Raw genomic sequence first — 14,064 nt, forward strand, 5'->3', positions numbered from 1 at the left:
TGACTTTGATTTTCCCTTTTATCTGATAAGATAGTACTAACAAATCCAGATGGAGTGATCTAAAGTGAAACGTGTTTTATTTTTTTTAGCCCTTATTGTAATCGCTTACCAAATGATAGGGTGTACACCTAGTACAAAGGAAGCACCTGACCCACTAGTCGTTGGTTTTTCGCAATCAGGAACGGAGAGTAGCTGGCGGAAAAAGCATACTGAATCAATTATCACTGCGCTTGAAAAAGAAGATTACCAAGTTCTCTACCGAAATGGTTACATGAATCAGGAACGGCAAATCCAAGATATACGGACGTTCATTGCCTATAAAGTAGATATGATCATTTTTACTCCTTTGCAAGAATCCGGGTGGGACTCTGTATTAAAAGAAGCCAAGCGAGCAGGGATCCCTGTCATACTTGTCGACAGACATATTCAAACGAATGATCCCGAGCTTTTCGTCACCCACATCGGTCCCAGTTTCAAAGCAGAAGGAAATCGGGCGGGTTTATTTGTCAGCAATCACTTCACAAATTCAAAGAAACAGGAAATCAGAATCCTAGAACTTGCTGGTTCAGAGAACTCCACACCGACCAAGCTACGCTCCGAAGGATTTTTGGAATCAATCAATCGTAAACCAACCCTAAAAAAAGATGGAACCATCGACCATAAACCTCCGATGACTATTGTTCACCGAATTGTCGGTGATTTTATTCGGATGAAAGGAAAAGACCAGATGAAACGATATTTAGAAACAAATGATTTATCCGAAATCGATGTATTATACAGCCATAGTGATGAAATGACTCACGGTGCTTTAGCTGCGATAAAAGAAACATCAATCAAACCTGGAGAAGATTTGATCATTGTAACGATTGATGGACAAGAAGATATGATCGAGAAGCTACGCTCAGGAATCGTCAATTGCGTAGTCGAGTGTAAACCTGATGTCGGCTGGTATGTAGCCAATACCGTTACTCGTTATTTTGGAAATCTTCAAACAGGAAAAACATTACCTAAAGATATTTTTATTTCCGAGACTGTCTTTTCCCAACAGAATATGACTAATATTCCAACCAGAAATTATTGACTGGAGAAGTATCATGACGAAAAGTTTAAGCATAAAACAGATTTTTGCCCAAGCAAACAAAGCCATGCTTCTATTTGCTGTTATCCCTTTGCTAATGAGCATATTGTTATATTCGCAACAGCTTTTGATTTATCAACAGACGATCGCAAATATTCAAAAAGCGGATGCAATTACTTTAAAGGTTGACCAGAGAGTTTTGGAAAGTATGTGGGACCTGATTTCTGGCCAAGTAAGCGTGGATGAGTTTAAAAAAGAAAATATCCTAGAAGAACTTAGAAATGATATTCGACAGATCAAAAGTAATACGAATACGCTTAAAGAAATCAGTACGTTAGATGTGTCTTTGCGTACGATCGATACACTGGAAGATTATCAAAACGAGCTGATCAATAATATCTTGGCAAAAGATTTTATGGATACCAATGAAGAGATCATCAATCAGGTAGATTCTGTCACTCAACTGCTGTCAGATATCTTACAAGATTTTGTTCGTGTGGAGATCGACTTAGCAAGCAAAAAAAATACGACACTTGTCCGCTCGCTCATTCTATTAACAATAGTGGAACTTGGAGTTCTTAGTACCATTTTTTTCTATGCGAAAAAGAATCGTCGCTTTTTAGAGAGAAAGGTCCAAGAACCGATCAATCAGCTGATCGAGATGTCAGAACAACTTTCTTCAGGGAACCTTGGCTTTCGTTTAACCCTGCCGGAAACACTGGAATTACAAACACTTACCGCTAGCATGAATAAAATGGCGGAAGATCTAAACCAGTCTTTACGGGAGAACGCTTTGAAACAATACCATTTAGCACAAAGTGAAGTTCGTGTATTGCAAGCTCAGATTACTCCCCATTTTATTTATAACAGTTTGGATGCCATTATTTCTTTGATCGAACAAGACTGCTTTGAAGAAGCTCTGACTATGACCCATGCACTTTCCGGCTTTTTTCGTACGTCTTTAAGCAAAGGACAAGACTGGATTCCTCTTGAAAAAGAAATTAGCCATATCAATGATTATCTAGTCATCTTAAAAATAAGATACGGCCATATGCTTGACTATAAGATCGATATACCAGAAACACTTTTTCCTGTTTCTATTTTAAAAATGATCTTGCAGCCATTGATTGAAAATGCTGTATACCATGGAACGAAGTACGTCCGTCACAAAGGATTTATTCGTATTACCGCATGCAAAATCGATGAGATGATCCAATTCAAAGTCACAGACAACGGGATTGGCATCCCTGCAGAAAAACTGGCAGAAATACGTAAAGAGTTAGCCAAAGGTATTGATTCAGATTTCAGTATCGGCTACGGACTTTACAACGTAAACAAGCGTCTCCTTCTTTATTACGGAAATGATCAAAAACCTATCACGATTGACAGCAAATACCGAGAAGGAACAACTGTCACACTGATGATCCCTCTATCTCCCAAAACAATTGGAGGAAACAAACATGTATAAAGTTTTTATCATCGAAGACGAATACCTCATTCGCAATAACTTGCGGGAACAAATAACTGTCCTTGGTTCTTATTATCCAATCACTTATGTCGGCGAAGCTGGAGATGGTGAGATGGCACTGTCTTCAATTATCGACTTACAGCCCGACATCATTCTGACTGATATCCAAATGCCTTTCATGGACGGGTTGACTTTTTCAAAAGAAGCAAGGAAACTACTTCCTTGGACTCGTCTCATATTTATTAGTGGATTCGACGATTTCGATTATATGAAAGGAGCAATCCAGGTACAGGCAGATGATTATCTGCTTAAACCGATTAAAAGTAACGAATTGAAACAAGCAATAGAAAAAGCAGTAACTGCTTTAGATTTGCAGCAAAAAGAAACGCACACTTCTTCTGATCTTGTTTTCGAATTGAAAAAAAATCATTTCTTGAACGGTTTGTTCAAAGGCTCACTTACGATCAGTGAAACATTGAAACTTGCTGAATCTTTCAATCGCTCTTTAGCAGGGAAAAAAATGACCGTATTATTAGCAGCAAACCAAGTCAGTACAGACTTTGAAGATTACGCTCATCTCAGTGATTATTTGAAGTTTTTATTTAGGGAGAATCAACAAGTGATCTTCTCTGCTGTTTCCTCTCGATTCATCAAATATTTAATAGTTGATTCTCTTGAAGAAAATGTGATCGAGACCAGTTATCAGGTAGCCCAAACGTTGGTCCATGAATTAGAAAAGGGACAAAAAAATAATTTTTCTGTCGCCATTGGTCCTGTCGCAGAAAGAATCAGCGAATTACCTGCATCTTTTGAGATCACGCAGATGATACTTGAAACCGCCAGTTCCATTAAAGATCAAATTATCAGCTATGAGGATTTGATTCAAGAAGCGAAACTTCCAGTTGATTCTGTCTTTTACTTTGATCTCTCACTTGATTTGTCTTCATTATCGAAAAACGAAGTATCCAAGTACATCGAACACTTGACGAAACCACAAGGCACACCAACTCGAACACGATTATATCGTTTATTTGTCTTGACTAAGCTACTCCAGCATGTCTGCCTGAAATAAAAGGAAATCCCGCAAGAAATGGTTCACTGCACATCCACCAGTCAACGCTTAGCAATCAGCGCCGACGACTCGCTTTACCGTTCGACAGTTTATATGTTCATTTCTTTCTTAACTGCTCTGCCCTCACAGCCTTCAAGGAACAAATATCAGCCAATTTTGAACCATGCATTGGATTTTATCAAAGAAAATTTTACCGATCCAGATATGTCCTTAACTTGGGTCGCTCAACAAGTTGCATTAAGTCCCTCTCATTTCAGTACGATTTTTTCTCAATCGTTTAACCAAACATTCATCGATTATCTGACAGAACAAAGAATCGAATTAGCAAAAAAATTATTGCAGCAATCAGACTATCGTATCTCAGATATTGCTTTTGAAATTGGTTATAATGACCCTAACTATTTCAGTTATTTATTTAAGAAAAAACAAGGGATTTCTCCAAAAGAATATCGGACACAGCTTTTCCTTAAAAACAAAAATAACTAATAAACGAAATCCGTACAATGATACTCTTTCCATTTGCAATTAAAAAAGACAGAATATCTCGAAGCTGAAAACAGCTTTCAAGTTATTCTGTCTTTTTAATTTATAGCCCTTTTGACCTGCTTATGACAATCTTTAAGGTAAAATGTTTCCAGCAGCACGGTACAATTCGTACCAATCTTCCCGAGACATATTAATTTCTGAAGCTTGAGCGATTTCCTTGATTCGCCCTACGTTCATCGTACCGGCGATCACTTGCATATTGGCTGGATGGCGTAAAATCCAAGCAGAAGCCAAGCCAGTTGGTGTCGTTTGATATTTAGCTGCTAGTTCTTCTAATGTTTGGTTTAATTCAGGGAATTTTTCGTTCCCGATAAATACACCTTCAAAAAATCCATACTGGTATGGTGACCATGCTTGGATCGTCATATCATGCAATCGGGAATAATCAAGTACACTACCGTCATGATCGATACTTGCTTCATCTGTCATATTGACATGAATCCCTTGATCGATCATTCCAGTATGTTTCAAGCCAAATTGCAGCTGATTAGCTACTAATGGTTGACGAACATATTTTTTCAGCAATTCGATTTGCATTGGTTTTTGATTGCTGACGCCAAAATAACGAACTTTTCCTGACCGTTCCAATTCATCAAACGCTTCAGCTACTTCCTCTGGTTCTACCAATGTATCTGGACGATGAAGAAGTAAAGCATCCACATAATCCATTTTCAGACGGGTCAAACTTTTTTCCACAGATTCAATGATATGTTTTTTAGAAAAATCAAACATCACACCTGGAACGATTCCACATTTTGTTTGAATAAAAAGATCTTCTCGTTTGATTGATGTTTTTGCTAGAGCATCTGCAAAGATTTCTTCACATTCACCGTTTCCATAAATATCTGCATGGTCAAAAAAATCAATGCCGTTTTCATAAGCTGTCTCAATCACTTTTACTGGATCTTCCGCATTGTTGATACGCATACAGCCTAAGATCACTGCAGCTGCTTTCTGATCAGAAGTACCTAATTGAATTTTTTTCATCTGAACTCCTCCTTATTTATATACACAACAAAAGTGTACCACACTCTTTATGAAAAGGCTTCACTAAAATCGGCGCTTCCGATTATGTTTGTTGTATTTTTTATAAATGGAAGCAGCTGATTTACTTCACGACCAGTTCGCTATTGGCAGCTTTTTCTCCAATATCTGTACGATAAAATGTTCCAACTGTCGTTTTATCCATTAACGCGGTGTAGATTTTTTCCTGTGCTTCTTTGATCGTCTCACCGTATGCTTCTACTAAATAAAGACGTCCTCCTGCTCCAACTAATTTGCCGTTATTTGAGGAAACTCCAGCATAGTAAACAGAAAGCTCTTCTTCCGGAAAATCTGGTAGAACCATTCCTGTCTCATATTCTTCGGGGTAACCGGCAGCTGCAACCACAACGCCTACATTGTATCCTTCTTGCTGCCACTTTAACTCTACTGCACGATTCTCTAATAAATCATCGATTACTTGCGCAAAGTCACTCTTCAACCGAGAAAGAACGACTTGCGTTTCAGGATCACCGAAACGCGCATTGAATTCGATCACTTTTGGTCCTTCCTTCGTAGCAATCAAACCCGCATATAAAACACCCGTGAAAGAGCGTCCTAGTTCTTTCATTCCCAAAGCCGCTGGTTTTAAAACTTCTTCCACAGCTTTTTCAATCATCTTTTTTGGAATTTGCGGTACTGGTGAATAAGCACCCATTCCGCCTGTATTTGGCCCTTTATCGTTATCAAATGCCCGCTTATGATCTTGCGAAATGACCATCGGATACACCTTGGTATCACGGACAAACGCCAAAAGGGAGAATTCTTCTCCTGCCAAAAACTCTTCTACGACGATTTTTTTGCTGCTATCCCCAAATCGATGCTGGTTCAACATTTGTTCTGCCGCATCCAGCGCTTCCTTCACTGTGGTAGCCACGACTACACCTTTCCCAGCTGCTAAACCGTCCGCTTTCACTACGATTGGCGCACCATTTTCTTTGATATACGCTGCTGCTTTTTCGTAACATTCAAAACTTCTGGATTTAGCTGTCGGGATTTGATAAGTATCCATTAATTGTTTAGCAAAACTTTTCGAACCTTCGATCAGAGCTGCTGCTTTTGTCGGACCGAAGATTTTCAATCCTTCCGCCATAAAATCATCGACGATCCCATTTAACAAAGGAACTTCAGGACCAACGATACTCCAATCAATAGCCTCTTTCTTAACAAAATGGATTAACGCTGAATGATCTTGTTCACTGATAGCGACACAATTGATGCCATCCTTTGCCATTCCAGGATTTCCTGGCGCACAATACACCGTATCCACCTTCGGACTGGCTAAAAGTTTTTTACTTATTGCATGTTCACGACCACCTGCACCGATTACCAAAACGTTCATTTATCCGACTCCTCTCTAATGTCTAAAATGCCGAACATCAGTAAAGACCATTGCTAGATCGTATTTATTCGCCATATCAATAGAATCTTGGTCTTTGATGCTTCCTCCTGGCTGAATGATTGCTTTTATACCATGTTTGGCTGCATATTCAACCGAATCATCCATTGGAAAATAAGCATCGCTAGCTAAAACTGCACCTTCCATTTTCTCTTGCGCTTGTTCAATCGCAATTTTTACTGAACCGACTCGATTCATCTGCCCGGCTCCGATTCCTACTGTCTGACGTTCGTTTGCCAGTACGATCGCATTAGATTTCACATGTTTGACAGCTTTCCAAGCAAACGCCAATGCTTTTGCTTCTGCTGGAGTCGGCTTACGTTTTGTCACGACTTTCCACTCTTCTTCATTTTCTATTGCCAGATCTTGATCTTGTACAAGAAGTCCACCTAAGACTGAGACCGTTTCTTCTCGATTTTGATTTTCTTCCTGCGCAAAGTCTATTGTCAGTAATCGGATGTTTTTCTTTTTTTGCAGTAATTCCAAAGCTTCTTGTGTATAAGAAGGGGCAATGATGATTTCTAGAAACAGCTTATGCATCTGTTCTGCTGTTGGCAGATCTACTTCTCGATTCAAAACGATGATCCCACCAAAGATTGAAACAGGATCTGCTTCATACGCTGCTTCCCACGCTTCTAAAATCGTAGATGCTGTCCCAATACCACAAGGATTCATGTGTTTCAAGGCGACTACCGTTGGCTCGTCATATTCCTTCATGATCCGTAGCGCAGCATCTGCATCTCGGATATTATTATAAGAAAGTTCTTTCCCATGGAGTTGTTTTGCTGCTGCGATCGAATATTTTTCCAGAAGAGCGGACTGATAAAAGGCAGCGGCTTGATGGCTGTTTTCACCGTAACGAAGCGTTTGTTTTCGTTCATACGTAAGTGTCAATTTTTCCGGTTCTTTTTCTTCCACCCAATCCGTTAAGTATTGAGCGATCAGTGCATCATATGCCGCAGTATGACGAAAGACTTTTGCCGCTAGTTTTTGTCTGAAAGAAAGTGAAGTATGCCCATACTGACGTAATTCTGAAAGTACTTCTTCATAGTCAGATGGATCAACAACAGCGGTGACAAATTCATGGTTTTTTGCTGCACTACGGAGCATACTAGGACCACCGATATCAATGTTTTCAATAGCTTCTGCTATTTCGACATCTGGTTTCATAATCGTTTCTTTGAAAGGATATAAATTGACACAAACAAAGTCGATTGGTTGGATATTTTCCGTTTCCATTGCCTCCATATGGCTAGGGAGATCGCGTCTTCCTAAAAGACCACCATGGATTTTAGGATGAAGTGTTTTGACACGGCCATCCATCATTTCAGGAAACCCTGTCACTTCTTCGATCGAAAGCGTATTGATCCCAGCTTTATCCAACGCATGCTTTGTTCCTCCTGTGGAAATGATTTCTACTCCTTGTTCAATCAAACCTTGGGCAAATGCTACAATCCCAGTTTTATCTGATACACTGATCAATGCTCTTGTCATTTCAGATAGCCTCCATTTTCAATAATTTCACTAATCACTTCTGGATAGATACGATGCTCTACTCTATGGATTTTTTCTTCTAAAGAATCGAACGTGTCCTCCTGTTCAATTCTCACTTTTTCCTGCCGGATGATTGGTCCAGTATCTACACCTTGGTCGATATAATGAATTGTGACACCCGTTTCTTTTACTCCAGCTTCAAATGCATCACGAATGCCATGCAAACCAGGGAATGCAGGTAAAAGAGATGGATGGATATTGATGATTCTTTTATCATAATTTTCCAGCAATACTGGTCCAATGATTCGCATGTATCCAGCTAATACAATCAAATCGATCTTTTTTTCTTTCAATTTATGCAAAATTGCTTCTTCATACTCTTTTTTTGAATCAAATTCTTTAGGTGAAAAACAATCTGCCGGTACACTCAACGCAGTTGCACGTTTCAAAACATATGCTTCAGGCTGATCACAAAACAACCAGTCAATCGAAGCTTCCAATCCTTTTTTCGATAGATAATCGGCTAGCGCTTGAAAGTTGCTTCCGTTTCCAGAAGCAAAAACAGCGATTCTCATCGTTCTTCTCCTGTAAACACCACACGATGTTTTTCTTTGGCGATCACTTTCCCGATTTCATAAACTTTTTCGCCAGCTTGCTCAATTTCGTGTACTATTTCTTTTACTTTCGATTCTTCGACTGCCAGGACCATACCGATGCCCATATTGAAGATTTCATACATCTCCATCTCAGGAATTTCACCATATTTTTGTAAACAGCCGAATATTGGAAGAATCGGCCATGAGCCAAGTTTGATTTGTGCAGCCATAGATTCTGGTAACATTCGCGGGATATTTTCTACAAACCCTCCACCAGTGATATGTGCAGCTCCTTTTATTTTCTTTTCTTTGATCAGCGGAAGCAAGGAAGAAACATAGATTTTCGTTGGCTCAAGCAATTCTTCGCCAAGTGTTTTTTTCAATTCTGGCAGTTTTGATGATAAAGAAAACTGCTGCTGCTCAAAGAAAATTTTGCGAACAAGAGAGTACCCATTTGAATGGATCCCGCTAGATGCTATTCCAAGCAACATATCTCCTGGGTTGATCGTTTCTCCTGTCAATAATTGAGATTTTTCAGCTATCCCTACAGCAAATCCGGCTAGATCATAATCATTACCTGAGTACATACCAGGCATTTCAGCTGTTTCTCCGCCAATCAGCGCCATATTTCCTTGAACACATCCATCTGCTACACCTTTTACTACATTTTCCAAACGTATCGGATCATTTTTCCCCGTTGCTAAGTAGTCTAAGAAATATAACGGCTCTGCGCCTTGTGCTAAGATATCATTGACACACATCGCTACGCAGTCGATCCCGATTGTATCGTGTTTGTCTGCTTCGATTGCCACTGCTAATTTCGTCCCCACACCATCGGTCCCCGAGACAAGGACTGGCTCTTTTAATTGAAAGACCGATAAATCAAAACAACCGCCGAATCCTCCTATAGCGCCCATCATACCTAAACGTTCCGTTTTTTTGACATGCTTCTTGATCCGTTCTACTACTTCATATCCAGCTTCGACATCTACGCCAGCTTTTGCGTATGCATTTGCCATTGAATTCATATACTCCCTTCTTGGTCTGCTTTTAAAAGAACGATACTTTTTCTTTTAGCGATTCCTGATACTTTTCTTCATAGTCATATAACGGCGTTGGATAATCTCCGTTGAAATAAGCCATACACAATCCTGAATACGGGCCATCCTTTTTCAGTCCAATCGATTCGATCAGACCCTCTTCACTTAAAAATCCTAAAGAATCTGCACCGATACATTCTTTGATTTCATCAATCGTGTGATTTGCCGCAATGAGTTCTTTACGCGTTTGAATATCAATCCCGTAAAAACATGGATATTTCAAAGGAGGAGAAGCAATCCTCACATGGACTTCTTTTGCTCCTGCTTCTTTCAAAAGATGGACGATCCGTCTGCTTGTCGTACCCCGAACAATTGAATCATCGACCATAATCACCTTTTTACCTTCCACCACTCCTCGTACAGCAGATAATTTCATTCGAACACCTTGCTCTCTTAGCTCAGGCGTTGGCTGGATAAATGTTCGGGCAATGTATTGATTTTTTACTAATCCGATTTCATAAGGGATTCCACTAGCTTCCGCATAACCGCTTGCGGCTGACAAAGAAGAATTAGGTACGCCGACGACCATATCTGCTTTTACTGGCGATTCTTTCGCTAAATTCCGTCCCATATTTTTCCGTGCAGTATGCACATTGATCCCTGCGATGTTTGAATCTGGTCTGGCAAAATAGATATATTCCATCGAACAAATAGAAAGCTGCGTGTCCTTCGTAAAGCAATCAATCTGGATTCCTTCGTCATTGATGATCACTATCTCTCCAGGCTGGACATCTCTTATAAAACGTGCCCCGATAACTTCTAATGCACAAGTTTCCGAGGCAATCACGTATGCTCCGTTTTTCATTTGTCCGATTGCTAATGGACGAAAACCATTTGGGTCCAAAGCGGCAATCATTGCCGTTTCTGTCATTAATAAATAGGCAAATCCACCTTTGACTTCATTTAAAGCACTTTTCAATTTATTTAAAAAATCTGTTTCTTCACTTCGTCGGATCAAATGCATCAATATCTCCGTATCGGAGTTAGAATGGAAGATCGCCCCATTTTCCTCTAACTCTTTTCTAAGTGAACGAGCATTGATCAAGTTGCCGTTATGCGCTAAGCCGATCGACTGATCATGAAATTTGAATAGAAAAGGCTGAATATTGTCCACACTTCCATTGCCTGCTGTTGCATAACGTACATGTCCGATTGCAGCTTCTCCTGTTAACTGCTGCAATTTTCTTTGATCTTTGAATACCTCAGAAAGCAGCCCCAGATCTCGATGACCCATAAGCTTTCCTCGATCATTGGACACGATGCCCGCACCTTCTTGTCCTCGATGCTGAAGACTATGGAGCCCGAAGTATGCCACACTAGCGGCATCCGGATGACCCCAAACGCCGAAGATCCCGCATTCTTCATTTAAACTCTTCACTTCATAAGACATACGATTGCATCCTCCCAGCACTTTCTTGCTACTGCAGTTTCTATTTTGATCTGACCGTCAGTTGCTGAAATTTCGATTATCGCTTCATCCGTCACCTTACCTGCTAAAACAGCAGAATCACCCATCATTTCTTCGAATCGTGTCTTATTTTCCGGTGCGACTGTCAACACAAATCTTGATTGAGTTTCTGCAAATAATTGAGCAGAGGACAATTCAAACTGTACAGATATCCCTAGCTGATGTTTGAAAGCTGATTCTGCCAGTGCAATTGCCAAGCCACCTTCTGAACAGTCATGAGCACTTTCAATCAATCCGTTTTGGATGGCTGTCAATACTAACTCTTGGTTTCTCTTTTCAATGGATAGATCAAAGTTTCGGATCACACCTTCGATTCTTCCAAGCTGCATCTTTTGTAATTCACTGCCATCAAAATCTGCAAACGTCTTACCTAATATATAGATTAGATCCCCTGATTTTTTGAATTCCTGAGTAGTGATATGTTTATGATCCTCAATCAATCCGACCATACCAATCATTGGTGTTGGATAGATTGCTTGACCATCCGTTTCATTATATAAAGAAACATTTCCTGAAATAACAGGAGTTCCTAACGTTTCACACGCAGCAGCAATTCCGTCAGCTGAAGTCGATAATTCCCAAAAAACTTCTGGTTTATCAGGAGAACCATAGTTCAGGCAGTCGGTGATCGCCAAGGGCTTGCCACCGCTAGCAATAATATTTCTAGCAGCTTCTGCCACTGCTATTTGTCCTCCGATTTTTGGATCCAAATACAGATAGCGCGCGTTGCAGTCTGTGGTCATAGCTAACGCTTTATTCGTCCCTCTAACCCTCATCACAGCAGCATCGCTTCCTGGACGGACAACTGTATTGGTTTGTACTTGTGAATCATAAGTTTCATAGATTGAACGTTTCGAAGCAATCGTCGGTTGCTGCAGCAGATCAAGCAATACTTGTCCAGGTTCTTCGATAACTGGCTGATAAGGAGCTAACTGCTGAAATTCTGCGATTCGAGCTGGTTCTTTCATTTCTTTATGATAAACTGGTGCATCTTCAGCTAATGCATCGACTGGCAGATTTGCTACTTCTTCTCCTTGATGATATAGCCGATACTGCCCGTCGTCTGTTACTTTCCCGATAGTGACTGCATCTAGATCATACTTCTGAAATAGTTCTTGGATTTTTTCTTCCTCTCCTGATTTGACACAAATCAACATCCGTTCTTGTGATTCCGATAGCATCATTTCATAAGGCGTCATTCCAGTTTCTCTTTGTGGGACTTCATCTAATGTCAATATAAGTCCTGAACCAGCTTTTGAAGCCATTTCCGCACTAGATGAAACAAGTCCTGCTGCTCCCATATCCTGTATACCTATTAGAGAATCCGAATGATGCAAGATTAATTCCAAACACGCTTCAAGCAGCAGCTTTTCCATAAAAGGATCGCCTACTTGTACAGCAGAACGTTGCTGTTCTTCTTCTTGATTAAATTCTTCTGAGGCAAAAGTTGCTCCGTGGATACCGTCGCGACCTGTTTTTGCACCTACATACATGATCGAATTACCGACGCCAGCGGCTTGCCCTTTCTGGATATGTTTGTGTTCAATCAAACCTACGCACATTGCATTGACTAATGGGTTTCCTTCATAACAAGGATCAAATGCAATTTCGCCGCCTACAGTCGGTATGCCGATACAATTGCCGTATCCGCCGATACCTGCAACTACTTCTTCTAGTAAATATTTCGTTCTTGGATTATCTAATTCGCCGAACCTCAATGAATCTAGCAACGCAATTGGACGAGCCCCCATGCTGAAAATATCTCTGATGATTCCGCCAACTCCTGTCGCAGCTCCTTCATAAGGCTCCACGGCTGAAGGATGATTGTGACTTTCTGCTTTGAAGACAACTGCTAGTCCATCACCGATGTCGACGATGCCTGCGCCTTCTCCAGGGCCTTGCAACACATGAGGTCCACTAGTAGGAAATTTGCGTAGAACCGGTTTAGAATTTTTATAGGAACAATGTTCGCTCCACATAACAGAGAACAGTCCAGTTTCCGTATAATTAGGCATTCTTCCTAAGATATCTTCTTCGATCATTCGATATTCTTCATCAGTCAATCCCCATTCGGCATAGATTCTTTTTTTCTTGATCTCTTCAGCTGTCGGTTCTTTCAATGTTTTCATCTATACGGTCACCTTTCCGAAGTTTTTTAAAATGGAAGCAAAGAACCGTTTCCCATCTTCTGATCCTAGCAAGTCTTCTACTGCACGTTCTGGATGAGGCATCATTCCTAACACATTCCCTGCTTTGTTCGTAATCCCTGCAATGTTTTCCACGCTGCCGTTGATGTTGTCATTATAAGTAAAGGCAATCTGATTATTTTTTTTTAGTTCTTGAAGTGTTTCTTCGTCACAGAAATAATTTCCTTCCCCATGAGCAACTGGAAGATAGATTATTTCGTCGGCTTCATACTCTGAAGTAAAGGCCGTCTTGGGGTTGACTTCCAATGGTACAGTTTTGCAAATAAAATGCAAAGACTCATTTCGTCTCAGTACACCTGGCAAAAGTCCTGCTTCTGTCAATATCTGGAATCCATTGCATGTACCGAATACTGGTTTCCCTTCTTCAGCAAAACGAATCACTTCTTCCATGATTGTAGAAAACCGGGCAATCGCACCACATCTTAAATAGTCTCCATATGAGAATCCTCCTGGCAGTAAAACACCATCAAATCCTTCTAAAGAGGACTCATCATGCCGAACGAATTCGGCATCAGCACCCATGATCTCGCGAACTGCCCATAACATATCTGCGTCACAATTTGAACCTGGAAAAACGATGACCGCAAATTTCATG

Annotated in this window: 10 protein-coding genes and 1 pseudogene; 3 read left to right on the plus strand and 8 right to left on the minus strand. The window is 40.4% G+C overall.

All coding sequences use genetic code 11. The annotated features are described in order from the left end of the window. Positions 1–64: 64 nt before the first annotated feature. From OS139_RS01555 to OS139_RS01565, 3 genes and pseudogenes are all read left to right on the plus strand, one after another. A complete protein-coding gene (locus tag OS139_RS01555; RefSeq protein WP_061605212.1) occupies positions 65–1,081 on the plus strand; it encodes an ABC transporter substrate-binding protein in 1,017 nt (338 codons plus the stop codon). A gap of 13 nt (positions 1,082–1,094) precedes the next feature. After that, positions 1,095–2,546, plus strand: coding sequence for a sensor histidine kinase (locus tag OS139_RS01560; protein WP_016628358.1), 1,452 nt, complete (start codon positions 1,095–1,097; stop codon positions 2,544–2,546). Continuing rightward, positions 2,539–4,104, plus strand: a pseudogene (locus OS139_RS01565) (response regulator transcription factor). Before OS139_RS01560 ends, OS139_RS01565 begins: the two are co-directional and overlap by 8 nt. Positions 4,105–4,236: 132 nt before the next feature. Here the strand turns inward: OS139_RS01565 and OS139_RS01570 are convergent. From OS139_RS01570 to purQ, 8 genes are all read right to left on the minus strand, one after another. Beyond that, a complete protein-coding gene (locus tag OS139_RS01570; RefSeq protein ID WP_002288005.1) occupies positions 4,237–5,151 on the minus strand; it encodes an aldo/keto reductase in 915 nt (304 codons plus the stop codon). Positions 5,152–5,272: 121 nt separating this feature from the next. Beyond that, positions 5,273–6,547 carry a phosphoribosylamine--glycine ligase gene (gene purD / locus OS139_RS01575; protein WP_002331830.1) on the minus strand — a complete coding sequence of 425 codons (1,275 nt, stop codon included), beginning with the start codon at positions 6,545–6,547 and terminating at the stop codon, positions 5,273–5,275. 15 nt (positions 6,548–6,562) lie between these two features. Further along, positions 6,563–8,098: a bifunctional phosphoribosylaminoimidazolecarboxamide formyltransferase/IMP cyclohydrolase gene (purH, locus tag OS139_RS01580; protein ID WP_002331831.1), complete on the minus strand. Its 1,536-nt coding sequence runs from the start codon at positions 8,096–8,098 to the stop codon at positions 6,563–6,565. After that, the gene (gene purN / locus OS139_RS01585; RefSeq protein WP_002331832.1) at positions 8,095–8,673 is read right to left on the minus strand and encodes a phosphoribosylglycinamide formyltransferase; all 579 of its coding nucleotides are present in this window, start codon (positions 8,671–8,673) and stop codon (positions 8,095–8,097) included. Before purN ends, purH begins: the two co-directional genes overlap by 4 nt. After that, positions 8,670–9,722, minus strand: coding sequence for a phosphoribosylformylglycinamidine cyclo-ligase (gene purM / locus OS139_RS01590; protein WP_325066775.1), 1,053 nt, complete (start codon positions 9,720–9,722; stop codon positions 8,670–8,672). Before purM ends, purN begins: the two co-directional genes overlap by 4 nt. Before the next feature lie 22 nt (positions 9,723–9,744). Continuing rightward, positions 9,745–11,184, minus strand: a complete 1,440-nt coding sequence (gene purF, locus OS139_RS01595; protein WP_002306860.1) for an amidophosphoribosyltransferase — start codon at positions 11,182–11,184, stop codon at positions 9,745–9,747. Further along, positions 11,169–13,391, minus strand: a complete 2,223-nt coding sequence (gene purL, locus OS139_RS01600; RefSeq protein ID WP_016628361.1) for a phosphoribosylformylglycinamidine synthase subunit PurL — start codon at positions 13,389–13,391, stop codon at positions 11,169–11,171. Before purL ends, purF begins: the two co-directional genes overlap by 16 nt. Further along, the gene (gene purQ, locus OS139_RS01605; RefSeq protein ID WP_002331835.1) at positions 13,392–14,063 is read right to left on the minus strand and encodes a phosphoribosylformylglycinamidine synthase subunit PurQ; all 672 of its coding nucleotides are present in this window, start codon (positions 14,061–14,063) and stop codon (positions 13,392–13,394) included. It abuts the gene before it with no gap. Between the last annotated feature and the right edge of the window lies 1 nt (position 14,064).

Source organism: Enterococcus sp. E4-223 (assembly GCF_035727065.1).
Lineage (GTDB): Bacteria > Bacillota > Bacilli > Lactobacillales > Enterococcaceae > Enterococcus_B > Enterococcus_B faecium.